Source organism: Xenorhabdus sp. XBWT, from assembly GCF_059072735.1.
Genome location: NZ_CM180990.1, coordinates 4,243,924 through 4,269,822, shown reverse-complemented (window position 1 = coordinate 4,269,822; position 25,899 = coordinate 4,243,924). Strand labels below are relative to the sequence as shown.

At 36.5% G+C, this 25,899-nt stretch carries 24 protein-coding genes and 3 pseudogenes; 22 read left to right on the top strand and 5 right to left on the bottom strand.

The annotated features are described in order from the left end of the window. The first annotated feature begins 238 nt into the window (after positions 1 to 238). From AC5JQI_RS18880 to AC5JQI_RS18825, 12 genes are all read left to right on the top strand, one after another. Positions 239 to 1,495, top strand: coding sequence for a lipopolysaccharide biosynthesis protein (locus tag AC5JQI_RS18880; RefSeq protein ID WP_493913253.1), 1,257 nt, complete (start codon positions 239 to 241; stop codon positions 1,493 to 1,495). 32 nt (positions 1,496 to 1,527) lie between these two features. Further along, complete coding sequence (locus AC5JQI_RS18875) at positions 1,528 to 2,865, top strand: hypothetical protein (RefSeq protein WP_493913252.1); 1,338 nt, start codon at positions 1,528 to 1,530, stop codon at positions 2,863 to 2,865. A gap of 271 nt (positions 2,866 to 3,136) precedes the next feature. Beyond that, on the top strand, positions 3,137 to 4,255 hold the full coding sequence (locus AC5JQI_RS18870) for a glycosyltransferase family 4 protein (protein WP_493913251.1): 1,119 nt from the start codon (positions 3,137 to 3,139) through the stop codon (positions 4,253 to 4,255). Next, positions 4,252 to 5,394 carry a glycosyltransferase family 4 protein gene (locus AC5JQI_RS18865; RefSeq protein WP_493913250.1) on the top strand — a complete coding sequence of 381 codons (1,143 nt, stop codon included), beginning with the start codon at positions 4,252 to 4,254 and terminating at the stop codon, positions 5,392 to 5,394. Before AC5JQI_RS18870 ends, AC5JQI_RS18865 begins: the two co-directional genes overlap by 4 nt. A gap of 66 nt (positions 5,395 to 5,460) precedes the next feature. Beyond that, positions 5,461 to 6,594, top strand: coding sequence for an N-acetyl sugar amidotransferase (locus tag AC5JQI_RS18860; RefSeq protein ID WP_493913249.1), 1,134 nt, complete (start codon positions 5,461 to 5,463; stop codon positions 6,592 to 6,594). Then, positions 6,591 to 7,208: an imidazole glycerol phosphate synthase subunit HisH gene (hisH, locus tag AC5JQI_RS18855; protein ID WP_493913248.1), complete on the top strand. Its 618-nt coding sequence runs from the start codon at positions 6,591 to 6,593 to the stop codon at positions 7,206 to 7,208. Before AC5JQI_RS18860 ends, hisH begins: the two co-directional genes overlap by 4 nt. Further along, entirely contained in the window at positions 7,135 to 7,995 is an 861-nt protein-coding gene (locus AC5JQI_RS18850) for an AglZ/HisF2 family acetamidino modification protein (RefSeq protein ID WP_493913247.1), read from the top strand. The genes hisH and AC5JQI_RS18850 overlap by 74 nt, the downstream gene beginning before the upstream one ends. Before the next feature lie 26 nt (positions 7,996 to 8,021). Then, positions 8,022 to 9,056: a polysaccharide biosynthesis protein gene (locus AC5JQI_RS18845; protein WP_493914733.1), complete on the top strand. Its 1,035-nt coding sequence runs from the start codon at positions 8,022 to 8,024 to the stop codon at positions 9,054 to 9,056. 4 nt (positions 9,057 to 9,060) lie between these two features. Next, on the top strand, positions 9,061 to 10,167 hold the full coding sequence (wbjC, locus tag AC5JQI_RS18840; protein WP_493913246.1) for a UDP-2-acetamido-2,6-beta-L-arabino-hexul-4-ose reductase: 1,107 nt from the start codon (positions 9,061 to 9,063) through the stop codon (positions 10,165 to 10,167). Positions 10,168 to 10,171: 4 nt separating this feature from the next. Then, positions 10,172 to 11,302: a non-hydrolyzing UDP-N-acetylglucosamine 2-epimerase gene (wecB, locus tag AC5JQI_RS18835; protein WP_493913245.1), complete on the top strand. Its 1,131-nt coding sequence runs from the start codon at positions 10,172 to 10,174 to the stop codon at positions 11,300 to 11,302. Then, entirely contained in the window at positions 11,302 to 12,504 is a 1,203-nt protein-coding gene (locus tag AC5JQI_RS18830) for a glycosyltransferase family 4 protein (RefSeq protein WP_493913244.1), read from the top strand. The genes wecB and AC5JQI_RS18830 overlap by 1 nt, the downstream gene beginning before the upstream one ends. Before the next feature lie 10 nt (positions 12,505 to 12,514). Next, positions 12,515 to 13,021, top strand: coding sequence for a WbuC family cupin fold metalloprotein (locus AC5JQI_RS18825; protein WP_493913243.1), 507 nt, complete (start codon positions 12,515 to 12,517; stop codon positions 13,019 to 13,021). 176 nt (positions 13,022 to 13,197) lie between these two features. On the opposite strand, the pseudogene AC5JQI_RS18820 reads toward AC5JQI_RS18825, so the two are convergent. Then, a pseudogene (locus tag AC5JQI_RS18820) lies at positions 13,198 to 13,846 on the bottom strand (IS1 family transposase). Between the two features lie 58 nt (positions 13,847 to 13,904). On the opposite strand from AC5JQI_RS18820, the pseudogene AC5JQI_RS18815 reads away from it, so the two are divergent. From AC5JQI_RS18815 to trmL, 5 genes and pseudogenes are all read left to right on the top strand, one after another. Further along, a pseudogene (locus tag AC5JQI_RS18815) lies at positions 13,905 to 14,061 on the top strand (tRNA (uridine(34)/cytosine(34)/5-carboxymethylaminomethyluridine(34)-2'-O)-methyltransferase TrmL); the annotation flags it as partial. A 417-nt stretch (positions 14,062 to 14,478) separates the two neighbouring features. Further along, on the top strand, positions 14,479 to 14,988 hold the full coding sequence (locus AC5JQI_RS18810; protein WP_493913242.1) for a helix-turn-helix domain-containing protein: 510 nt from the start codon (positions 14,479 to 14,481) through the stop codon (positions 14,986 to 14,988). Further along, a complete protein-coding gene (locus AC5JQI_RS18805; protein ID WP_493913241.1) occupies positions 14,975 to 15,712 on the top strand; it encodes a transposase in 738 nt (245 codons plus the stop codon). Before AC5JQI_RS18810 ends, AC5JQI_RS18805 begins: the two co-directional genes overlap by 14 nt. A gap of 146 nt (positions 15,713 to 15,858) precedes the next feature. After that, a complete protein-coding gene (locus AC5JQI_RS18800) occupies positions 15,859 to 17,688 on the top strand; it encodes an acyltransferase family protein (RefSeq protein ID WP_493913240.1) in 1,830 nt (609 codons plus the stop codon). Positions 17,689 to 17,805: 117 nt separating this feature from the next. Continuing rightward, positions 17,806 to 18,309, top strand: coding sequence for a tRNA (uridine(34)/cytosine(34)/5-carboxymethylaminomethyluridine(34)-2'-O)-methyltransferase TrmL (gene trmL / locus AC5JQI_RS18795; RefSeq protein ID WP_493913239.1), 504 nt, complete (start codon positions 17,806 to 17,808; stop codon positions 18,307 to 18,309). 62 nt (positions 18,310 to 18,371) lie between these two features. Here trmL and cysE read toward each other — a convergent pair whose 3' ends face one another. The 4 genes from cysE to AC5JQI_RS18775 all read right to left on the bottom strand — a co-directional run bounded on the left by cysE (position 18,372) and on the right by AC5JQI_RS18775 (position 21,216). Next, positions 18,372 to 19,193, bottom strand: coding sequence for a serine O-acetyltransferase (cysE, locus tag AC5JQI_RS18790; protein ID WP_092552346.1), 822 nt, complete (start codon positions 19,191 to 19,193; stop codon positions 18,372 to 18,374). Between the two features lie 19 nt (positions 19,194 to 19,212). Then, positions 19,213 to 20,232: an NAD(P)H-dependent glycerol-3-phosphate dehydrogenase gene (gene gpsA, locus AC5JQI_RS18785; RefSeq protein WP_493913238.1), complete on the bottom strand. Its 1,020-nt coding sequence runs from the start codon at positions 20,230 to 20,232 to the stop codon at positions 19,213 to 19,215. Beyond that, positions 20,232 to 20,702, bottom strand: a complete 471-nt coding sequence (gene secB, locus AC5JQI_RS18780; protein ID WP_323853686.1) for a protein-export chaperone SecB — start codon at positions 20,700 to 20,702, stop codon at positions 20,232 to 20,234. Before secB ends, gpsA begins: the two co-directional genes overlap by 1 nt. Before the next feature lie 76 nt (positions 20,703 to 20,778). Beyond that, the gene (locus AC5JQI_RS18775; RefSeq protein WP_493913237.1) at positions 20,779 to 21,216 is read right to left on the bottom strand and encodes a rhodanese-like domain-containing protein; all 438 of its coding nucleotides are present in this window, start codon (positions 21,214 to 21,216) and stop codon (positions 20,779 to 20,781) included. Between the two features lie 410 nt (positions 21,217 to 21,626). Here AC5JQI_RS18775 and AC5JQI_RS18770 point away from each other — a divergent pair, with 410 nt between their 5' ends. From AC5JQI_RS18770 to AC5JQI_RS18750, 5 genes and pseudogenes are all read left to right on the top strand, one after another. Beyond that, complete coding sequence (locus AC5JQI_RS18770) at positions 21,627 to 21,923, top strand: helix-turn-helix domain-containing protein (RefSeq protein ID WP_092552358.1); 297 nt, start codon at positions 21,627 to 21,629, stop codon at positions 21,921 to 21,923. Beyond that, the gene (locus AC5JQI_RS18765) at positions 21,920 to 23,179 is read left to right on the top strand and encodes a type II toxin-antitoxin system HipA family toxin (protein WP_493913236.1); all 1,260 of its coding nucleotides are present in this window, start codon (positions 21,920 to 21,922) and stop codon (positions 23,177 to 23,179) included. The genes AC5JQI_RS18770 and AC5JQI_RS18765 overlap by 4 nt, the downstream gene beginning before the upstream one ends. A gap of 9 nt (positions 23,180 to 23,188) precedes the next feature. Continuing rightward, positions 23,189 to 23,350 (top strand): annotated as a pseudogene (locus tag AC5JQI_RS18760) (helix-turn-helix domain-containing transcriptional regulator); the annotation flags it as partial. Positions 23,351 to 23,473: 123 nt separating this feature from the next. Beyond that, the gene (gene envC / locus AC5JQI_RS18755) at positions 23,474 to 24,787 is read left to right on the top strand and encodes a murein hydrolase activator EnvC (protein WP_493913235.1); all 1,314 of its coding nucleotides are present in this window, start codon (positions 23,474 to 23,476) and stop codon (positions 24,785 to 24,787) included. Between the two features lie 54 nt (positions 24,788 to 24,841). Further along, the gene (locus tag AC5JQI_RS18750; protein ID WP_493914732.1) at positions 24,842 to 25,894 is read left to right on the top strand and encodes a divergent polysaccharide deacetylase family protein; all 1,053 of its coding nucleotides are present in this window, start codon (positions 24,842 to 24,844) and stop codon (positions 25,892 to 25,894) included. The last annotated feature ends 5 nt before the right edge of the window (positions 25,895 to 25,899 follow it).

Genomic DNA, 25,899 nt, shown 5'->3' with positions numbered 1-25,899 from the left:
CTGACTGATAACTTCCAGATTTTAAAATCTGCATCTTCAAGTTAATTGCGTATATAATATCTATTATCTAATAATGAGATTTAAAATAATATATTTAATATATCCTAATTTGTAGTAAATGCAGAAAGGAAAACAAACAAAAATTTGAAATATTACCAATATGCATTGCAACAATAAAAGAAAAATTAAACTTATTTAAAAATCACTAATTCAATATATTTAAAAATAAGCAAACAATATGCAATCCCTAAGAAAAAATATCACTCAACTTGCCTCAGGAACTTTAGCGAGTCAATTTTTATTGTTTATAATAACTCCAATGTTAACGAGGTTGTATAGTCCAGAAGCGCTTGGTGGATTAGCTATTTTTATGACATCATATACTATACTTGCCGGAATTAGCACATTAAGATATGAATTATCTATTCCTGCTCAACGAAATAGTTCACAAGCGATTTCTCTCAGTGCAATAACTTTTATTTTCTCTATTATCTTCTCTGTTTTATTAATAATAACTATGTTTGTTTTTATAACTTTAGAAATAAAGTGGTTTCCTTTTTATTATTTGTTATTGCCATTTTGTGTCATTTCTATAGTTATTCATAACCTAACCCAACAGTGGTCGGCACGGAAAATGAATTACTCTCGATATTCATTAAGCCTATTGTTAAGCTCAATTATAAATATTGCCTTAACTTTAAGCTTAGCATATTCTGAATTGAATAATACTGAATCTTTAGTTATGGGAGTTTTTTTTGGTATAACTGCAGCTACCTTTTTTATGCTAATTCCTCGAGGTAATAGAAATGAAATATTCGGAGGAATTAATATTATACAAACACCGAGTCTAATGCTAGACATTATAAAAAAAAATAAAGCATTTCCAACATTTATGTTACCTACTTTTTTGCTGTCATCGTTGTCAACCAGTGCACCAATATTCATTCTTGGACTATTACGCACACAGGCAGAAGTAGGTTTTTATTCATTAGCTTTAAGATTTCTTCAAACACCAGGTATTATACTCGGCAACGCAGTTAGTGAAGCACTACGAGCAGAGTTATTCAAGCGACATCATAATAAAGATAAGCTATTACCTATAGTAAATAAACTTATAAAATTTAGTCTAATTATTGGGATACCTTTTATTTTTCTTTCAAATGCAATAGGTGACGAAGTTCTTATATTAATATTAGGTTCAAATTTTGAACCCGCTAGTAATTTAGTCTCACCTTTAGCTTTAATGGCGTGGTCTACAATTTCATTACAGCCACTTCAGTCTTTATTTGTGGTACTTGAAAAACAATTCTATGGCTTACTTTCTCAAATTGCGCTAGGTTTAATACCTAATATTACTCTTATTTTATTATGTCTTCTTAATCTAAAGTTAGAAAAAATAATTTTGGGTTACTCAATAGCAAATACTATAATTACAATAGGAATTATGATTTTTATCAGACATATTACTTTAATTAATGACAGATATAAATTATAATAACAATCACTACGATATTATTTATACTAAATATGAGAATAAACAAAGTAAAAAAAAATAAAATACTTTATATTATTTTAACCGTAATGTATTTATCACTATACCACTGGGCATATATAAAATATATAAATCCAGCTTTTGAATATGCGTATCATTTTTACTTTCATCGAACACCAATCCTTTATTTTATTGGCTATATTTTAGCCATATTACCTATTTTAGCTTATAAAAAATCTATAACACCATCTAATTATGGAGCGGTTTTATTATATATATTTTGCTACGCTCCTGCTCAATTAACCATGTTATTTATGTGGAGAAAAACAATACCCTCCCTTCTTTTAGTTATGGTTTTCCTTTCTATAAGTATGTATGCAATCTTTATCGTGTCGGGATATAATATAAAAAAAAGCAATAAAATGTACTTTACAAAAAAAAAATTTCCTTCATATAAAAAAAATAACTCTCTGCATAAAGCAGCTCAAATAATTCTATTTTTATTAACAATAATAGCAGTCATAGTTCTTTTATCGGAAAATCATTCTCATATGAGATTGGTTAATTTTTCTGATGTGTATATTCTAAGATTTGAGTCTAGAGATTCTTCACGCGGTGTAATTTCAGGCTATTTAATAATGTGGCTTTCCATCTGCTTTATCCCATACTATACTACCGTTGGTATTTTGAATAAAAGTAAAACAGCTTTATTTTTTGCTTTTTCCCTTGCGTTATTAGTATACATGGCAAATGGTTCTAAAAGTACCCTTTTAATGCCTTTTTTTATCATCGCTATGAGCGTCCTTTATAATAATAAAGGAGATTTCTTTATTAAATTATCGATAATTATGATTTCAACTATAGCTGCTTTAATTTTAATTAACATACCCAATCTAGAAATGATAAAAGCTATTTTTTTTATGAGAACTTTAGCTACTCCTGGATGGACATTAACAACCTATTATGAATATTTCGTAGAACATAGTCTGACTTTTTACACTCATATCAATTTTATTGACGCCATTACTAAATCATATCCGTATGGTAAATATTCACTGGGACAAATGATTGGGATAAATTACTCTGGTTCGTATGATGCTAACTTTAATGCAAGTTTTTGGGCTAGTGATGGAATAGCTGCTTTAGGTTCTTGGGGAATATTAGTAATAACATTTTTTATATTATTATTATTATGGATAATAAATTCAGTATCATATAAAACAAATCCAAGATTTATTGCTTTATGGATGACTGGTTTTTGGATAACAATAATAAATGCTCCATTAACAACCTCATTACTCAGTGGAGGGGGGGTATGGGTTATTTTAGGGTTATTATTATCAAACAGATTCAAATATAATAATTTGAAGTGATGATTTTAGTAAAAATGGATTCACATTTAATACAATAGCAAAGAAATGAGCCTCTAAAATAGAAATTTTCAAATAATTAGGACAAATAAAAAATCAAATATTAAGGTTCCAAAAAATAATGCAAGCTTAGTCGGGACAGTGATATCATTTCATGGATCTACGATAATTTTCTATCAGTCCCTACTATACAAGATGTGGCGCAAGGTATATCACTGTTTTAGTGAAGTTATTCATACTTTATTTAACATCAAAATATAATTGGCGAGTATATATGTCATCTCATAAAGTTCTATTTATAGCACCACTTCCTCCACCGACAACAGGGCAATCAGTAGCAAGTAAAGCACTATATGATGATCTTGTTAGTAAAGGAAAAATAGTCAAGTTAGTAAACTTAAGCAAACAGTCATTTTCATCTGGAAAAAGCTCTTTTGTTCGTATTATAGAAATATGTAAGATATTGTGGTATATATACAAATATAAGAAAAATACAACATTAATATATTTTACCCCATCCGAATCTCTTGCTGGTAATGTAAAAGATATTTTAATATATATAACTATTTACAAATATTTACCACATACTTATATCCATATGCATGGTGGTGCAGGTATGAAAAAATTACTTTCAAATGAACATCCTATAATAAAAAAAATAAATTCTTTTTTCCTTAAAAAAATGGCTGGTGTTATTGTTCTTGGAGAAAGACTTACTACTATATACTCAAACATAGTTTATGAAAAAAACATTCATATTGTTAAGAATTTTTCTCCAGAAGATGTTTTTATTAAATTTTCTTCTTTACAAAGAAAATTAAAAAACACTAATACTATTAATATACTCTTTTTGAGTAATTTATTACCAGGAAAAGGACATGATGATTTAATAAACGCGATAAAAATATTGCCCGAACATATTTTAAAAAAAATTAATATAGATTTTGCTGGTGGTTTTGAATCTTTTGAAGAAGAACAATTTTTTATAAAACAAATTGAAGAAATACCATGTGCTAAATATCATGGGATAGTTGGTGGAGAGAAAAAGAGAAATTTACTACATAATGCCCATGTATTTTGTCTGCCTACTTATTATCCTTATGAAGGACAACCAATTAGTATATTGGAAGCATATGCAGCAGGTTGCACTGTATTGACAACTGATCATAGTGGAATATTTGATATATTTGAACCAGATCTAAATGGCTTGGCTATAGAAAAATGCGCTCCTGATTCAATAGCTAATGCAATTACGAAACTTGTGTGCCAAAGAGAGCTTTTACATAAATTTTCAGTAATAAATATGCGGACAGCAAAAATAAAATATCGACTAAAGCATCATCTAAAAAATGTCCATGCTATTTTATTAGAGTCAAATAAGGAAAATTTATGAAGATTATACATATTTGTCTGGCATCTAATTATACAGAAGGAATGACCTATCAAGATAATTTACTACCTTTGCAAAACGTTTTAGATGGACATGAAGTTTGTATAATTGCTGATTGCTCAACATATAAAAATGGAAAAATAGTACAAACTGAACCTTGTGACTATGTATTAGATTCTGGTATCAGATTAATTCGTTTACCTCTGGTGCGTTTATGGCCTTATTTTTTGACATATAAACTAAGAATAACCCCAAAATTAAAAGCAACAATCCGCACCTTAAAACCCGACATTATATTGTATCACGGGTTGGTAGGTACAAGTTTAATAACAGTGGGAAACTACAAGCGTTCAAACAAATATATAAAACTTTATGTAGATTCACATGAAGACTCACACAACTCAGGTATTCATTGGCTTTCAAGATGGGTGCAATATAAATTAGTAACTCGTAGTATATTATCATTAGTTCGTAAACGAATAGACAAGATTCTATATATTTCTCTTGAAACAGCTGATTTCTTAAAAACTCACTATAAACTACGAGAGGATGAAATAGAATTCTATCCTTTAGGTGGTTATATAATTGGGCCTAAACAAAAAAAAATTTGGAAGGATAATATTCGAAGATGTTATGATTTAAATAATGAAGATATTGTTTTGATACATACAGGGAAACTTGAATCAGAAAAACGAACTATAGAACTATTACGCGCATTTTCAAGAAACACTGATTCTCGATTACGCCTTATTATTGCAGGAAGTATCCCAGAAACTGAAGAAGCAAATTTACTACCTCTAATTAACTGTGATAAGCGAATAAAATATTTAGGTTGGGTTGATGGCGATACATTAACTAAATTATTGTGTGCGGCAGATTGCTATGTACAACCAGGAACACAATCCGCAACTCTTCAAGTTGCTTTATGTTGTGGTCTACCTATAATTGTATACCCTTATCCAAGCCATAAACCTTACATCAATAAAAATGGTTTTTTTGCAGAAACAGAACAAGAATTGCTAAAAATAATAAATAAAATATCATATGAGCCAAGTATATTAGAAAACATGGAAATTAATTCATATGAAATAGCAAGAAAATTACTGGACTACCGAGTTCTCGCAGCAAGGTTATATCGTTAGAAATATCCCCTATAAAAGTAGTAATTAACTTCATTAAAATTTAAAGAGTATAGGATTTAATAGAAAATGTCTTATAAAATATGTTCCAATTGTATAATGGATACATCAGATCCAAATATCACTTTTAATGAAAAAGGTCATTGTGATTATTGTAGTAATTATGAATCAACAATTTTACCTAACTGGCATACTGATGAAAAAGGTCATGAGATACTTATGTCTATGGCTGAAAAAATTAAGGCCGATGGTAAAGGTAAAGATTTTGATTGTATTATTGGTCTTTCAGGAGGATTAGATAGCTCATATGCTGCTTATATAGCTAAAGAAAAAATGGGACTAAGACCTCTTTTATTTCATGTAGATGCTGGCTGGAACACAGATCAAGCAGTTGGGAATATAGAAAAACTTATTGAAGGACTTGGACTAGAACTCTATACAGAAGTAGTTAACTGGGAAGAAATGAAAGATCTCCAAGTTGCATTCCTACGCTCCGGAATTCCCGATCAGGATTTGGTACAGGATGCAGCCTTTTTCTCTGGTTTATACAAGTTTGCTCGTCAACATGGCATTAAACATATTATTACTGGCTCTAATTTTTCCACCGAATGTTGTCGTGAACCGGAAGAATGGGGTGGTTATCTAGGAATCGATACTTGGTTATTTAACGATATTCATCGTCAATTCGGGAAGAAACCGCTAGAATCTTTTCCTCTGACAGATATTCTAGTTTATAAAGTATTTTACCAAAAAATACTGGGAATGAAGGTACATCATCCACTGAATCTAGTTCCCTTTACCAAAAAACAAGCCGAAGATGAGCTTGAACAACATTTTGGCTGGCAACGATTTAAACATAAACACCATGAATCACGCTTTACCCGGTTTTATGAGGATTACTGGCTACCCCGCCGATTTGGCTATCATAAACGTCGAGCTCACTTTTCCAGTTTAATTTTAACTGGACAAATGACCCGTGAAGAAGCGTTAGAACGAATCTCTCACCCAGAGATGGGTGAACATTTTTTGAAACAAGAATTTGAATTTGTTGCGCATAAATTAGACCTAACCGTGAGTGAATTACAAGATCTATTTGAATTACCGAAAAAAACTTACCGAGATTATCGAAATAAACGTTGGATGATAAGTTTAGGTGCCAATATAATGCGCCAACTAGGGTTAGAAAAAAGGTATTTTAGATGATACGTATTGTCGATTATGGTGTTGGTAATATTCAGGCGTTCATGAATATGTTTAAACGCCTTGATATAACGGCTAGAAGAGCTCACTCAGCAACCGAATTACAAGATGCAACACACCTCATTTTACCTGGTGTTGGTGCTTTTGATCATGCAATGGAAATGTTTAACAAATCTGGAATGCGACCTGCGCTAGAAGAACTTGTACTCAATAAGAAAATACCTATTCTTGGTATATGTGTAGGCATGCAAATGCTTGCGGGGAGTAGCGACGAAGGAAAATTACAAGGCCTTAATTGGATTCCAGGACGTGTTCGCTCTTTTTCTTCAAATCCTCAATCAGTTTCTTTACCACTTCCCCATATGGGATGGAATGATGTATCTATCAAATTATTAAATGAACCTTTATTCAAAGGCTTTGATATATCTTCTCGGTTCTATTTTCTTCATTCCTATTATTTTACATGCGAAGAACGTCGACATACAGCTGCTACAGCACAATATGGCTTTGATTTCGATTGTGTAATATCTTCTGGAAATATTCATGGCATACAGTGTCATCCTGAAAAAAGCCATAGCTCAGGAGCACAATTACTTAGGAATTTTTCGGAATTATAAAATGCTAAGACCTAGAATCATCCCTTGCCTATTAATACATAAGAATGGATTGGTTAAAACTCAAGGATTCAAATCTCCTAAATACATTGGAGATCCAATCAACGCCGTTAAAATATTTAACGAAAAAGAAGCTGATGAATTAATTGTTATTGATATAGATGCAAGTGTTAATAATGTAGAACCTAACTATGAATTAATAGCTAAATTAGCTGCAGAATGTCGTATGCCATTATGCTATGGTGGAGGGATAAAAACTGCAGAACAAGCATCTCGGATTATAGATCTAGGTGTAGAAAAAATATCTATTAGTTCAGCTGCTATCAGTGAAACTGCTTTAATCAAAAAAATTTCAGATGCAATAGGAAGACAGAGTGTAGTTGTAGTTTTAGATGTCAAAAAAAAATCAGGGATTTTCCAAAAAGGATATGAGCTTTGTACTAATAATGCTAAAAAAACACATAAAATAGACCCCATATTATTTGCAAAGACCATACAAGAGCAAGGTGCCGGTGAAATTGTAATTAACTCAGTTGAAAATGATGGGAAAATGAAAGGGTATGATTTAGAGTTAGCAAAACAAATACGCTCTTCTCTTAATATACCAATCACATTCCTCGGTGGTGCTGGCTCCCATCAAGATATTATAAAATTAATAAATACATGTGGCGTTGTGGGCGCGGCGGCAGGCAGTCTTTTTGTATTCAAAGGAAAATACCGTGCAGTCCTTATAAACTATCCAACAGCCTCACAAAAAGATGATATTTATTTCTCTGGTTTATCTATTTAAAAAAAATTAACAGATTAGGATTTATGATGTTTGCTAATAAAACTTTATTAATTACAGGTGGTACAGGCTCGTTTGGCAATGCTGTATTACGGAGATTTTTAGATTCTGAATTACGTGAAATTCGAATTTTTAGTCGAGATGAAAAGAAACAAGATGATATGCGTAAACTTTATAACAATCCTAAAATAAAATTTTATATAGGTGATGTTAGAGATTATAGCAGCATTTTAAATGCAACTAGAAATGTTGATTATATCTATCATGCAGCAGCTTTAAAACAAGTACCATCTTGTGAATTTTATCCCTTGGAAGCAGTTAGAACTAATGTTCTTGGTACGGAAAATGTATTAGAAGCAGCCATAACTAATAATGTATCAAAAGTAGTTTGTCTTAGTACAGACAAAGCTGTGTACCCAATTAATGCTATGGGGATTTCTAAAGCCATGATGGAGAAAGTCATGGTAGCCAAATCAAGAAATTTGGATCCAAATAAAACGGTAATTTGTGGAACCCGTTATGGTAACGTTATGGCTTCTCGAGGTTCTGTTATTCCTCTATTTGTTGATCTCATGCAATCAAAAAAGCCGATAACAATCACAGATCCTAATATGACTCGATTTATGATGACGTTGGAAGATGCTGTAGACCTTGTACTTTACGCATTTGAACATGGCAATAACGGAGATATTTTTGTCCAAAAAGCACCTGCTGCAACTATTGACGTCTTAGCAAAATCTATTCTTGAGTTGTTACAATTATCAAATTACCCGATTGACGTTATTGGAACACGCCATGGTGAAAAATTATATGAGGTCCTCTTAAGTCGAGAAGAGATGGCAAGCGCAATTGACATGGGAAACTATTATCGTGTTCCACCAGATAACCGGGATCTAAACTACGGAAAATACTTTGATCAAGGCAACAAAACTATCAGTGAACTCGAAGATTACAATTCACATAATACTCAAAGATTAGATATTGAAGGAATGAAAAATTTATTACTTAAATTAGAATTCATAAGGCAAATTGTTCGTGGCGAAAATGCAACAGCAGAAGGTTAATCTAATGAAAGTATTAATTACGGGTTCTGATGGATTTATAGGAAAAAACCTGTGTGTTAAACTATCAGAATTTAAAGATATTGAAGTTTTGAAGTTTAATCGTAATCATAGTTTAGACTACCTTGATGACTGTGTTGATAAATCTGATTTTATCTTTCATTTGGCAGGTGAAAACCGCCCTAAAGATGAAAATGACTTCATTACTGTGAATTCAGAATTAACTCAGTACATTTGCAATTCAATTAAAAAAAGCAATAAAAACATTCCTATTGTTTTCACATCTTCAATTCAAGTAGAAAAATCGAATCTTTATGGAAAAAGTAAGCTCTATGCAGAAAAACATCTATTAAATCTCCATAAAGAAAAGAATAATTCAATATACATATATAGACTACCTAATGTTTTCGGAAAGTGGTGTAAACCTAACTATAATTCTGTTGTAGCTACATTCTGTCATAACATATGCCATAATCTATCTATCACAATCCATGAACCAAACATTGAATTAAATTTAATTCATGTAGATACAATCGTAGATTCTTTTATAAATTTATTATCCAACAAATCATCTGAAGAAATTTATATTAATCTAGGCCCTACTTATAAAGTTACTCTTGGTAAACTTACTGAATATCTATATAAATTTCGAGATGGGCATAAAACACTATTAACTGAGAGAGTTGGAAATGGATTTATACGATTACTCTATGCCACTTATATCAGTTATATTCCTGCTGAATCTTTTAGCTATTCACTAACAAAACATGAAGATGCTAGAGGCAGTTTTGTTGAAATGCTCAAAACAAAAGACTCAGGACAATTTTCTTTCTTTACTGCTCATCCAGGGGTTACTCGAGGTGGTCATTACCATCATGTGAAGAGTGAAAAATTTCTGGTTATCAAAGGAAAAGCTAGATTTGGTTTTCGACATGTCATAACAAATGAATTCTTCGAAATTTATGCCTTTGGTGAACACCCTGAAGTTGTTGAAACTGTTCCTGGTTGGTCTCATGACATAACTAATATTGGTGACGATGAACTTATAGTTATGTTATGGGCAAATGAGATTTTTGATAAAGACCATCCAGATACAATAGCGTATAAGGTATAATAATATGAAAAAATTAAAAGTAATGACAGTCGTAGGTACAAGGCCTGAGATTATACGACTCTCCCGCGTGATTTCCCGCTTAGATGAATATTGTGAACACATATTTGTACACACAGGGCAAAACTACGATTATGAGCTAAATCAAATTTTTTTTGATGACCTTGGAATTCGTAAACCCGATTTTTTTCTAAATGCAGCTGGTATAAATGGTGCTGAAACGATTGGAAAAGTTATCATCGCCATAGATAGTGTTTTAGAACAAGAAAAACCTGACGCAATGCTGGTTTTAGGTGATACCAATAGCTGTATGTCTGTTTTACCCGCAAAACGCCGCAAAATTCCAATATTCCATATGGAAGCCGGTAATCGTTGTTTTGATATGCGAGTACCTGAGGAAATCAATAGACGAATAGTTGATCATACTGCTGATATTAATCTAACATATAGTTCCATAGCCAGAGAATATTTACTAAGAGAAGGGCTTCCATCAGATATGGTAATTAAAACAGGAAGCCCTATGAATGAAGTTTTAATGCATTATATCCAATATATAGAATCATCAGATGTACTAAAACGCCTAGAGCTGAATTCTGGGCAATTTTTTGTTGTCAGTGCTCATAGAGAAGAAAATATTAATTCAGATAAAAATTTCAGGAAATTAGTCACTGTCTTAAACTCTATTGCAGAAAATTATAATATACCTGTTATTGTTTCTACTCATCCCAGAACACAAAAAAGAATAGATGCTGAAGGCGTTACATTTAATAAGTATATCCGTTTATTAAAACCTCTAGGTTTTACAGATTACAATAAACTCCAAATATCAGCAAAGGCTGTCCTTTCTGATAGTGGTACAATCAACGAAGAATCATCTATCCTTAACTTTCCTGCACTAAACCTTCGTGAAGCACATGAACGCCCAGAGGGAATGGAAGAAGCCGCTGTAATGATGGTAGGCCTCGAAATCGAAAGAATTTTGCAAGCATTAATAATCCTTGAAAACCAATCGAAAAAAGAAGAAAAATTACTGCGTCAGGTTTACGATTATAGTATGCCAAACGTTTCCGACAAAGTAGTTAGAATAATTCATAGTTATACAGATTATGTAAAAAGAGTAGTTTGGAGAGAATACTAATGCGGCTTGCTATCATAATTGATGATTACCTGCCACGTAGTACACGGGTTGCAGCCAAAATGATGCATGAACTTGTCCTTGAATTATCAGCGCAAGGACATGAGCCTATTGTTATTACACCTAATACAAATAATAGCAATTCAGGACTAGTAATCGACACTATAGATGGGATTCAAGTAATCAGATTTCCAAGTGGAAAGATTAAAGATGTATCTATGATTACTAGAGCATTTAATGAATCTCTCTTATCCATAAGAGCTTGGAATTCTTTAAAGAAAATACTAAAATCAAAAAGAATAGATGGTATAGTTTATTACTCTCCATCAATTTTCTTTGGGAAATTCGTTAATAAAATAAAAAAAGAATGGCATTGTCCCTCATATCTTATCTTAAGAGACTCTTTCCCTCAGTGGATTGTCGATGAAGGGTTAATTAAAGAAAAATCCATTATTGCAAAATATTTTAGATATTTTGAAAGAATAAATTATCAAGCTGCTAATTATATTGGACTAATGTCACAAAAAAACTTAGATATATACTATAAAAGTAATCCCCACTTTGGAAAAGCTGAAGTTTTACACAACTGGGCTGACTTTTCATCTAAAAAACCTTCCCCTTGTGATATAAGAGAAAAGCTAAAGTTATCTGGTAAAATCATTTATTTTTATGGTGGTAATATAGGAAAAGCTCAGGACATGGGTAATCTGCTAAGACTAGCAAACAAAATGAAATCATTCCCTGACGCTCATTTTCTTTTCATTGGTCAAGGTGATGAGGTCTCTTTATTGAAAGAGTATAAAGAAAAATTCAATCTCCATAATATTACTTATCTACCATCAATATCTCAAGAAGAATTTAAAAAAGTCTTATTGTCTATTGATATTGGTTTATTTAGCTTATCACAATATCATAAAATACATAACTTCCCTGGGAAATTGCTTGGTTATATGGTGAATAGTATTCCTATCTTAGGCAGTGTCAATAGTGATAATGATCTTATGCCAATGATTAATGAATACAAAGCAGGATTAGTATCCGTTAATGGTAATGATGATAAACTATTTGATTCTGCTGTAGAGCTATTAAAAAGCAAGAAATTACGTGAGGAAATTGGTAAGAATGCATTTAATCTACTTAAAGATAAGTTTTCTGTTCAATCAGCAGCCAAAAATATCTGTAATAAATTTATTATAAATAATTAGGTTATGAACTATGACAGTCAAATATTTCACTAAAGAGTTTAATAATGAATTACTTTTAAAAGCTGAATTATCACCAAGACTTCGTCATCACCATAATCTACACAATAGCCATTCCGACCCTGTTCAAGGACTGGCTATTGGAATTAAATATGGTAGTTACATTCCACCACACTATCATAAGCTATCCTCACAATGGGAATTTTTTCATATTATAAAAGGCCATGTTTTACTTATGCTTTTTTCACACGAAGGAATAGTTGGTGATATTATTGATCTAGGAGAAGGGAGTAATATATACGCAGCAGAAATCCCACCAATGACTTGTCATACATTAATATGTAAAAGCCCTGATGCAATTATTTATGAATGGAAGCAAGGACCATTTGATAGTAAAGAAGCTAAAATCATACCACGTTGGGCACCTCTTGAATCTTATGAAAATCACTCCAGAGAATATATTATTCAGTATTTATTATCCCTATCTATAGGTGAACGTGTTCATATTCTCACAAATTAATTTTTTTATTCAATATAATTGAAGTTGATAGTTTCTCAAGGAGAATATAAGGAAAATGAATTCGGCCTTAATCATCATTAACCAAACCCAGATATTCCCATTATGAATCATTCGCTCTAGAAAAAACATGCTAAACATCGTCCTATTCCAACCAGAAATCCGGTCATGACTCTATTTTATTGATAGTGATGAATGTTCAGATAATATCCTATAATTCTGTCATGCATTTCTATGGATTTTGAAAAAGACAATGTTTTGCGAGTCAGTCTTGCCAAATGTTGACGAAGATTCAGGTTATGCCTCTCTATGCGTTGGGTATAACGCTTGCTGGCCACATGGCGTTTCCCTGCGAGTGCTTTTTCGTAACTTTTCCAGCCATCTGTCATATCAATAATAATGTTGAAAGGAGCCAGTGAAATTAGTGTTTAAGACAGTTGCTGCCGTAGGCATAAAAGAGCCAACGAGGCTGCTTCTTTGACTTTACGTAAGACCATTGTTCATCCATTTCGCAGCAGACAATCACTTCAGTGCCGGGTTTAATCGCTTCTGTTACCGATTGGGGTTTGAGTTTTTTAAATGCCGAAGGACGGTATTCAGGCCAATCCCCATCACTCGTGCTGTCGCCCGACATCCCATTCCATTCATAGCCATATCGACGATTTGCTTATGGGTACCGAGACGACAAGCGGCATAAGTGAACGCCAGTTGCCAAGAGTGGCGGCAGGATTGGCAAAGATAACGTTGGTGACCAGAACGCGAGCGCCCATTGCGATGGATCCCTTTCACTGCGGAACAAGAGGGGCAAGTTACATCAATCTTTGCCATTTGAATGTTTTCCAAATAGACAGACTATACATGATTCAATAAATTGATGTCACGACCACATCATGACTATCATGCTTTCTTGGAAAGTGAAGGTCTCAATTCACAATCTCCTTTTGGTGCATGCTTATTTGCCTTAACCACAAAAGGCAAATAAGCGCACAGTAATGTGAGTTATCGTTGATGGTGATTATCTGATGTTTGATCCTGAAACTCGCAGGGCGCAAGCATACTTTGATTAATATTTGAACCTAAAATGTCAATATTGTTCTTTAGCTCTTTAGTTTACTATAAAAGTTTAAAGAATTGCTTGGGCGATCAAATTTCACTCGAAAAAATATTAACTATTAAAGTTGAATTTTAAGAAATAATCATCTTTAAAACACAACTAAAATAGTATGCTCGCAGCCCTGCTGAACACCTTGGGTTGCCATCTTATGTGTTGGATATTAACCCGATGGCAGTTTGCATCTATTCATATGGCTCCTGAAGGAGCATGATTATTGAACTTAGACCAGACGAAATCACCACTAGTGGCATATCCCGCATTTGATGTCCTTTTACGTCCACTTGAATAACATAAAGTTTTATGGTTCATTAGCACACCATTTAAATGACCATCGAGCTTATCTTTTATGTGGACAGCTCCGGCAGTAAACTTAAACGCTCAGCAAAAACGTGCGCTGGAACATATCGTCAAGTCTCGCACCAGTCGCAGTGATCACCGTCAACGCGCACAGTTGATTCTGCTCTTTGCATCAGGTCTCTCTAACAGCCGGGCAGCAAAGGAAGTCGGACTGGGTAGTAAGCAGGCGGGACGCTGGCGAAAACGTTGGTTGGACAATCAAGACCGACTGAACGCCATCGAATCTACGAAAGGAATGAAGCCAAGTGACCTGTTAAAAGCCCTTGAGGAGCTGTTCAGCGATTTGTACCGTAGCGGATGCAAACCCAAATTCAGTGCTGAGCAAATTGCCCACATATTGACGGTGGCATGTGAAGACCCGCAGTCCCGTCAGCAGCCGCGGAGTCACTGGACCATCTCGTCCTTACGGCAGGAGGTGATTAATCGGGGTATTATTGATGAGATATCAAGAAGCCGATTGCACATTTTTTTAAAATCAAAGGGCATTGAAACCGCATAAAGTTGAAGCGTGGCTTCACACACGTAAAGACCAGCCCGATTATGAACAACAAGTCGGGAAAATTTGTGAGCTTTACCGACAAGCGCCAGCACTGCATGTTCAAAGTATTCATGTGGTTAGCGTGGACGAAAAAACCGGTATTCAGGCGCTGGAACGGCTTGCCCAGACGCCGATGAAAGCCCATCAGGTGGCACGGCAGGATTGCGAATCTATTCGGCATGGTACGCAATGTCTGATAGCGAATCTGGAAATAGCCACCGGAAAAATCCTCCAACCGACGGTTCAGAACACGCGAACAGAGCAGGATTTTGTCACGCATATTCGCCAAACGGTGGCATCCGCTCCGACGGAGCAATGGATCTTTATCGTCGATCAGCTTAATACGCACAAATCGGCCAGTTTGGTTGAATACATTGCCGAAGCCTGTGGCCTTGATGAAGAACGGGGAGTGAAAGGCAAGTGCGGGGTACTTCAGTCAATGGAAACACGAATGAATTTTTTGTCAGACCCAACCCATCGTATCCGATTTGTTTATACGCCGAAACACGCCTCTTGGCTAAATCAAATAGAATGCTGGTTCAGCCTGATATCCCGGCATTTGCTCAGACGGCTTTCCGTCAGCAGCAAGGAGAAATTGCGGGAGCTTATTTTAGCATACATTGAATATCACAATCAGGTATCAGCTAAACCTTTCAAATGGCTCTATCGTGGAAATGGAAAATAGGGCCTTTAATTGAAGGATGATCCACTAGGCTGTGTCCCTTAATTATTTAATCGCCTGTAAAATTCCAGCCGAAAAAGGCGAGCTTAAATTTACGTGGTTATGAAATTACTCTTATTAAATAAAATTGAAGTTAAGTTGAATCTACAATGACTACTCCTAACACACTAGCAAAAAAAATGCGTTTAGATATACAAGGAATACGAGCACTAGCTGTATTATCTGTAATGATTTATCACGCTAATAAAGATTGGCTTCCAGCCGGCTTTTTAGGCGTAGATATATTTTTTGTTATTTCTGGCTTTATCATTTTCCATCTTTTATTTAGTAAATCAGAACGTAAATATAACTGGAAATCGTTTATTATAAGTCGAATAAAGAGAGTATTACCTGCTTATATAGTACTATTATTTGTCTGCACTATTGCTGCAATTATTTTTTTTACACAACAAGATTTTAAGTTTTATAAAGAAAGTTTAAAATCAGCTATTTCATTTGACAGCAATAGATATTTTTCTAATTTCGGAAGTTACTTTGCACCAAATTCAAATGAGCTACCGCTACTGCACACATGGTCTTTAGCTATTGAAATGCAGTTCTACATACTTCTACCTTTAATTCTAATACTTTCACCTAAAAAACATCTAAAATATATTCTACCATTTATTTTTATTTCATTATTTACCTTCTCTACCTACACTGTTTCCACTTCTAAAGAAAGCCATTATTTCTCTTTAATACTACGTATTCCAGAATTTTTCGTTGGAGTTTTACTGGCTTTTTTTTACGGTCAGTTTTCGTTAAACAAAAAAATTTCACCTTATACTGGAGTATTTGCATTATTGGTAGTTTTAGCTAGTTTTTTCTGTATTTCAGAAAATCAAGTTCCTGGCATAGTTGTGATATTTCCTTGCTTTGCCATTGCACTTCTAATCGTATCACAGCATGGTCCTGTAAACTCCTTTTTATCTAATAAATTACTTGTCTGGATTGGTGGAATTTCTTACTCATTATACCTATGGCATTGGCCTATTTTAGCGTTTATGCGCTACATCACCCAGTCTTATGAGTTACCACCTCTAGCCTATATAGGTTATGTATTTTTTAGTTTTCTATTTGCGTGGTTGTCTTGTAAGCTAATTGAAATACCACTGCGATTGACTAAAAATAAAAGAACATTATGGCTATTCATAGGTATGTTCATACTTAGCTTATTTTTATTGACGAAAGCATCCGAAAAAGCTAGCGAAATTTTATATAAGCCTTTACCTGTAGAGTACTCTAGATATGCTAATGCTAGTCAAATCTGCCATGGCAAAATAGTTTCAAACTGTATTCAAGGTAATAAGGCAGCTCCTACACATACTATTGTTATTGGTGATTCTCACGCAGCCCAATTAAATTTATTTTTCAATCAGTTTGGACTAGCACACAATATTTCATTTGAGGTATTAACTTCAAGTAGCTGCCTACCAATTGATGGATTTAATTTAGAAAAATTACATGGCTGGGCAAAAGAATCCTGTAAAAAACAAACGGAATATATAAAAAACTCATTAAAAAATAAGAAAATTATAATATTTTCAGGTAAGTGGAACTACCATCAAGACTCACAAACCCAACAAGCTATAAAAACATTTATAGAAAATAACAAAGATAAAAAAATAATAATATTTTCTCAAATCCCCATGTTTAACTTAAATGTTATTAGAGCACGCCGAATAAACGACTTAGGAATTCACCTACATATAAAATCTATTCCTACTTGGTTAGATGCGAATAAAATCATGGAAAACTTGGCTAATCAATATAAACACGTTTCATTTTTAAATACTCAAAATTTGATGTTATTCGATAATGCTCCTTTCTACAAAGGAGAGTTGATCTACAGTGACAATCATCATCTAAATGAGATTGGCTCTAAAATTTATGCTCAGCAACTAGATCAGAAACTATCAGAGATACTTAATGTTAGATAATTCTGATAGACCCTCTATACAACCGTCGCCGGGATCAGAATCTGATTACAGAGTAATTACGGCTGTAATACTAATAATTAATCTCTACATATTTATTTAAACCGTCTATTAATAATAATGCTAAACATCGTCCTATTCGAGCCAGAAATCCCGCCTAATACAGGCAATATCATCCGCCTTTGTGCGAACACTGGCTGTCAGCTTCATCTTATTCAACCGTTAGGTTTCACATGGGATGATAAACGTCTGCGTCGTGCTGGGCTGGATTACCACGAATTCGCCAATATCAAGCAGCATCACGACTACAACGCATTCTTGGAAAATGAAGGCCTTAGTTTTGTTAATTCACAATCCCCTTCAGGAGCGCGCTTATTTGCCTTAACGACAAAAGGTACTCCGGCGCACAGTAATGTGAGTTATCGTGATGGTGATTATCTGATGTTTGGCCCGGAAACCCGTGGTTTGCCATCTTATGTATTAGACAACATGCCACCTGAACAGAAGATCAGAATTCCTATGTTGCCGGATAGTCGGAGCATGAATTTATCTAATTCTGTTTCTGTGGTGGTGTTTGAAGCATGGCGGCAACTGGGGTATTTCGGCGCTTTATTGCGGGATTAATCAGTAACATTCAGCGCTTAATCAGCGCTGAATGTTTAACGATTGAACATAAGAACAGAATTTCAAATCCCATCCCCATTCTCAAATCCGTTATTGATGCCATTAAAATGCTGGTTCATATCCAGTGATGGCTTCTCGCTTTCCGGTTTTCCGACAATCCTCGCCGGTACACCCGCCACGGTGGTATGAGGTGGTACTGGTCTCAACACAACCGATCCCGCCCCAATTTTTGCCCCGCGACCAATCTCTATGTTGCCGAGGATCTTAGAACCCGCACCAATCATCACGCCTTCACGTACTTTCGGGTGACGATCGCCGCCAGCTTTGCCGGTACCACCCAGTGTGACGGATTGCAGAATGGAAACATCATTTTCAACAATCGCCGTTTCACCAATGACGATACCCGTTGCGTGGTCGAGCATGATACCGCAACCAATTTTCGCGGCAGGGTGGATATCTACCCCAAATGAAACTGAAATCTGGTTTTGCAGGTAAATTGCCAATGCATTGCGATCTTGTTTCCACAGCCAGTGTGCGATGCGGTAGGCTTGTAATGCATGGAAGCCTTTAAGGTAAAGCAGAGGGGTTGAGTATTTGTCTACAGCGGGGTCGCGCAATCGAACGGCTTTGATATCATATGCTGCTGATTCGATCATTCTAGGGTCACTGCGGTACGCGCTTTCAACGACTTCCCTGACTTCAATGGGGGGCATAATCGGTGTTGCCAGCTTATTTGCCAGCATATAACTCAGGGCACTACCCAGATTTTCATGTTTGAGTAGTGTCGCGTGGAAAAAACTGGCTAACATAGGCTCACAATCTGCCAGAGCCTTTGCCTCGTTTTTTATATTTTTCCAGACTTCGTTCAGCTCTTCTCGCGACATATAAGTGTTCCCATCTTTTTTAAGATTGAGAGACTTCACCCTCATCTCTTGTGGCTCTTCCCAATAATGCTTGAGCCGCCTCAATAACATTCTTATGGCAGTACAGTATTTGGTAGATCTGCTCTGAGATAGGCATTTCAACACCAGTGCGTTCTGCCAAGGCCCGTACTTCTTTGGTATTGCGGTATCCTTCGACAACCTGCCCAATTTCGCGTTGTGCTTCATCAACACCGATACCTTGCCCCAGCATCATGCCAAAACGACGGTTACGGGATTGGTTATCAGTACAGGTCAGGACTAAATCGCCTAACCCCGCCATTCCCATAAATGTCGAAGGATCAGCGCCTAACGCTATTCCAAGGCGGCTCATTTCTGCCAGACCACGGGTGATCAATGCCGTGCGAGCATTAGCCCCGAAGCCCATACCATCAGAAACCCCCGCGCCAATTGCAATAACATTTTTTATTGCTCCGCCGAGTTGTACTCCAATGAAGTCTGGGTTTTTGTATACACGGAAACTTTTGCCGCAATGGAAAAACTGCTGAAGTTCTTCACCAAATTCAGGTGTTGTGGCAGAAACAGCTATTGCGGTTGGTAAACCTGCCGCAAGTTCTTTCGCAAATGTTGGGCCAGAAACTACAGCCAGGGGGATTTCATTACCTAATATCTCACGCGCCACGTCTTGTAATAAACGCCCTGTCTCGGCTTCAAGGCCTTTGGTCGCCCAGACAATACGGCTGTCGTGCTGCAAATGCGGTTTTATCTGCTGTAAGACATCACCAAAAACGTGGCTGGGAACTACGATAAGGATATTGCGACTGGCTGAAACAGCGCTCTTTAAATCAGCCTCAAGCAGTAAACTATCAGGAAAAGAAACATCCGGCAGAAATGTCTGGTTACAACGTGTTTGTTGCAGAGCGTGGATGTGTTCAGGGTTATGTCCCCAAAGTACAACTTCATGCCCGTTGCGTGCCAAAGTAATGGCTAAAGCGGTGCCGTATGAGCCGGCACCGATCACTGTCATAGAAGCAGTATTCATCAGGCTTCCTGTTCAGCCTCGTTAGACTGAGGTTCAGCCTGCTGTTGCAGGTAGTTCATGAACAGTGCATCAAAGTTGACTGGTGCCAGATTCAGTTGTGGGAAAGTACCACGGCCTACCAGACTGGTGATGCATTCACGAGCATACGGGAACAGGATGTTTGGGCAGTATGCACCTAAGCAGTGTGCCAGTTGGGTTCCTTCGATACCACCGATTGAGAAAATACCTGCCTGTTGAACTTCACACAGAAATGCGGTTTCTTCGCCTAATGTTGCTGTAACAGTGACACGCAGAACAACTTCGTAAACGCCTTCAACCAATTCACTGGAAGCGGTATCCAGATCCAATTTAACTTCTGGCTGCCATTCCTGCTGAAAAATCTGAGGTGCTTTTGGTGCTTCGAAAGAAACATCTTTCGTGTAGACTCGTTGGATCTGGAAAGCCATTTCTGTGTTGTTTTGTTCTGACATAATAATATTTACCTTTTTCAGACGTCCTTATTAATCTTTAATAATGCGAACATACTGCTCGCACCTTAAGTTCTTTTTATTTCTTGCCTTGGGCCAGTGGCAGATTTTCACCTACCCACCCAGCAATCCCCTCTTTCAGGGAATAAACCTGCTCAAAACCAAAACGCCCCAGATTCTCTGCCGGTGTTCTGGCTTCCATTCCACTTGCTGAAACAATAATGACAGGCTGTTTTTTATGTTTTTCCAACTCACCCAGATTATTGTCTTTAATCTCGGACGGTGTCAGGTTAACGGAACCAATGATATGCCCTCTGCGGAAATCGTCACGGGAGCGTAAATCCACGACGAGAGCATCTTCCTTATTGATAAAATGGATGGCTTGCGCACGGGTGATCACTTTACTCTTGGAGAACAAGCTTTTTGCCGTCATGACGATGACAGCCACCAGCAATGCAATCCAGGCAAGACTCAGGATCGTGTTCCGGCTAATAAATTGCATGATTTCTTGCAGCATGGAGGGCAACAACTCCCGTTAGTTAATAACAAATATCTAAGGTAGCAGAGTATACCTGTGTGCTGCGTCAATTACAGCCAATTAGCAATAATCCAATGTAGTTTTTGCAGAGCGTTTCGAGAAAAATAAAAAATACACTGAGAATGACGTGATTGTCAGGCATCATCGAAATATTTCATGTAACAGTGATTTCTCTCTACCCTATCGGGCAAGGAACCCAAGACGCAAATATCGATTAAGCGATTGATCCAGTTTTGGCTAATCCCATTTTAATATTGGAGAACAGGGGGGCATTTTAAGGTTGTAATCACACTCTATTCTAGAGATTATGTTCATATTTGACCTGTTATTTACATTTTATGCCTTTAATAGGTCTTATAAGGTCTGTTATTTTATGGTTTGGAGGGGTGATGTCTTTTATTCATTTACTTTATTCACCATCTGAATTAGCTGCTAATATTGGTCAAAATGCCAAAAATCTTAGGTTATCCAAGAACTTATCCAGAAAGACTTTAGCGGAAAAGTCAGGGGTTTCTGAGTCTACGATCAAAAGATTTGAAACTAAAGGAACGATCACTTTAGAGGCAATGATTCTTTTAGCGACTCATTTAGATGCGTTAGGTTCGATATCCAATTTTTTTAAGACTGAATATCTAAGTACATATGAAGAATTAAACAACGCCAAACGTCAGAGGGGGACAAGATGAACAAATTTAAACATATAGAGCATCTTGATGTTTTATGCAATGGTATAAAAGTTGGAATGCTTACCAAGATTCAAGGTAAAGGAATTTATTTTACTTATGATAATAATTGGTTAGCTTCGGGGTTTAATTTATCACCTCTGACTATGGTTTTTGATGAAAAACCTCAACTAGCCAAAGATCCCCGACTTTTTGGGGGATTACATGGACCTTTTGCAGACTCATTACCTGATGGTTGGGGAATGTTGCTGATGGATAGGTTTTTTGACAGTAAATTTGGCAATGGGGTGTACCAAACTATGACTGCATTAGACCGCCTGGCATATATAGGCGATCGTGGTATGGGGACCCTTGAATATTATCCTAAAAATGAAAAAACAGAGGCTATGGAGTATATTGATTTTTCAGAATTATTTGAAGAGTCTATAAAAGTTCAGCAAGGTGAGACTTCTAATGTTTTATCTAAATTACGTTTAGCGGGAGGCTCACCTGGCGGAGCCAGACCAAAAGCAGTGGTTGCATTGTCACCTGACAGGTGCAATGCAACCACTGCTTTTGGCTCGATACCTGAAGGCTATGATCATTGGATTGTAAAATTTAGATCTTTAAATGAAGCTGTTGAAACAGGAGCTATAGAATTTGCATATTCTGAAATGGCCAGAACTGCTGGTGTTCATATGGCAGAGTCTGCCTTGCTTCATGTTGATATGCCTGACGGAACAGAAGAATACTTTTTTGCGACTAAGAGATTTGATAGACAACAGAATAAAAAAATTCACATGATAACTGTTTCTGCACTTATGTATGCTGACTTCAGATTCCCATCAATGGACTATCCGACCTTATTAAAACTGACTAACGTATTAACGAAAAATGCAAAAGAAGTGGAGAAGATGGCTAGGTTGATGATTTTTAATGCGTTATCACATAATTATGATGATCACACAAAGAATTTTGCATTTCTTCATAATGAAGAAAAAGAATGGGTATTATCACCAGCTTATGATTTAACATTTTCAAACGCATTAGGGGAACATACGACAGGATTTGGCGGTAATAGTACAGGAAGAGCAACAAGAAAACGTATTAGAGAAATTTGTTCTGAATATAAATACCTCAAAGCAGATGATTATATAGACCAGACACTAGAGTCGTTATCTAATTGGGAAAATGAATTTAAAAGATTAAAAATCCCTTATGATGCAGGTAAAGGGATTTTTAACACCCTTGAGCGGGATCATGATTTTTTTGAAAAATAAAGGGTTAATATGGCCAAAGTACGTTTACATGATGATACAACAGTGCAGCTTCTCCGTGAAAATCCTGAGTTTGCACAGCATTATCTGCATCAGGCGTTTGTTGATATGGATGAAGTAGGCGGACAGGAAGCATTTTTTATGGTATTGCGCCATGTTGTAGAAGCGAGCGGTTACAACGGATTTTTCTAAATTAACTAAAATTTAATTAATGATTAAAAAACAGACTGTTCTCTGGTCAGGGGCAATTCCTCATGGAATAATCGAGCGCTATATAGCAGCAGGGTGCACAATAAGATGGCTGAAAATAAGGATCTAAAGAGCCGTGATAATCGGCAGAAACAATATAAGAAGCAAAAAAAAATCAGAGTGTTATATCTCTTTGCTTTGTTGTTCACCTTTTTCAGCTTCAGTGCAAATACGTTCGCAAATCAGATCTCAGAAAATAAAGACCAGCTTAAAGATATTCAGCAATATATTGCTGAAAAAGAGAAAAGTGTAAAACAACAGCAAAAAAAACGCACTGATCTGCTTAATCAATTAAAAGAACAAGAAAGCACTATCTCGGAAGTCGGGCGCTCTTTGCATGGTACACAAGTTCGTCTGAATAAGTTGGAGAGCGAAGTCTCAACTCTGAATGCAAATATCCAATGTCTGCAAACGCAGCAAAAAGAACAACGCCGATTACTCGCCAGACAGTTGGATGCTGCCTTTCGGCAAGGGAATCAGCAAGGATTAGAATTATTGCTCAATGGACAAGAAACTCAGCGTAAGGAGCGTGTGCTCGCTTATTACAATTATTTAAATCAGGCTCGTCAGGAGACTATAGCTAAGTTGCAAAAAACAACTGAGGAGCTTAGCCAGCAAAAAAAAGTGCGACTGGGAAAGCGAAGTGAGCAAAAAGAAATATTGTCCAGCCAAAAACAGCAAAAACAAAAAATGGAAGTGGTTCGTACCGCACGACAAAAAACATTGACGGTGCTGGAATCTTCATTGAAAAAAGATCAGCAGAGTCTGACGGAGCTTCGGCAGAATGAAACCAGCTTGAGGAATAAGATTGCCAAAGCTGAACGTGAAGCCAAAGCCCGTGCTGAACGCGAAGCCCGCGAAGCGGCCCGTGTTCGTGCACAAGTTGCTGCGAAGCAGAGACAAGCCCAACAAAAAGGCACCAGTTATAAACCAACAGAAGATGAGCGTGCTCTTATGGCCAGAACAGGCGGCCTTGGGCGTCCTGCCGGTCAAGCCATCTGGCCGGTACGTGGTCGTGTCATCCATAGTTTTGGTGAAGCAATACAGGGTGAACTGCGTTGGAAAGGGATTGTTATCCCTGCCGTTGAGGGCACGGAAGTGAGAGCCATTTCAGATGGACGCGTATTGTTGGCAGACTGGCTGCAAGGCTATGGTCTGGTCGTCGTCATTGAACACGGCAAAGGTGATATGAGTCTTTATGGTTACAACCAAAGTACGCTGGTTCGTGTCGGGCAACAAGTCAGGGCTGGTCAGCCTATAGCTCTGGTCGGTAGCAGTGGTGGGCAACAGCAGCCTTCATTATACTTTGAAATTCGTCGTCAGGGACGGGCTGTTAACCCGTTGCCGTGGTTAGGAAAATAAGAAAGAACACAAAATAGGATGATCATACTGATGATGAAAATGAAGTATCTATTGATGAAACGTGTTGACCTGCCCACTCTGTTATTTTGGATACTTTCATTCTTCACATCATTATTGGTGACCCTAAATGCTCAAGCTGCGCGTTTAGCGATTGTCATTGATGATGTCGGCTATCGTGTTCATGAAGAAAACAAGATATTACAAATGCCCGTTGCGGTTTCTATTGCAATTCTTCCGAATTCTCCATTCGGCAGGAAAATGGCGGAAAAGGCTCATCAGCAGGGACGAGAAATTTTGATCCACCTGCCGATGGCACCACTAAGTCAGCAACCGTTGGAAAAAAATACGCTGCTTCCTGCCATGAGCCGAGAAGAAATTGATCGCATTATTCAAGATGCGATACAAAAAATTCCCCATGCAGTGGGTATGAATAACCATATGGGCAGTGCAATGACATCTGATTTCAGGGGGATGGAGAAAGTGATGCAAGTATTGTCTCGGCATCATCTCTATTTTCTGGATAGTGTGACGATTGGCAGTACGCAAGTGACTAAAGCAGCAATGGGAACATCTGTTCCAGTGATCCGCCGGAATGTGTTTTTGGATAATGTTCAGACTGAAGCAGAAACACGGCATCAACTTAACCGGGCGATTGCACTTGCCCGTAAGCAAGGTTCTGCCATTGCAATTGGGCACCCGCATCCAACAACCGTTCGTGCTTTACAGCAAGCACTTGCGGTATTACCTGATGATATTGAATTAGTAACACCGGGTATGTTGTTGAACTTCGTGCCGCCAAACAAAAATGAACAACAGATAGCTCGCAAGTGTATAAAGCCTCAGAAACCAGAGCCTGTACCGGAAACTCAGTTGGATTATCTCAAGAGAGTAGGGAAGGCATTAATAAATAACGTCATTGTTGATACCTTGAGTCAGCATATTCAGAAGCTTCTGGAGCGCTTACCGAAACAAGGGGCGCTAAATACTTTAAGCAACACGGCGGAAAGCCAAGTAATAGTTAACCAAAAGGTTAATAAGAAAAAACTCCAGCAAAAAGAGGATAAAACAGGTATCCATCAAATTACGGATACCTGTTCCGATTTTTGAATAAT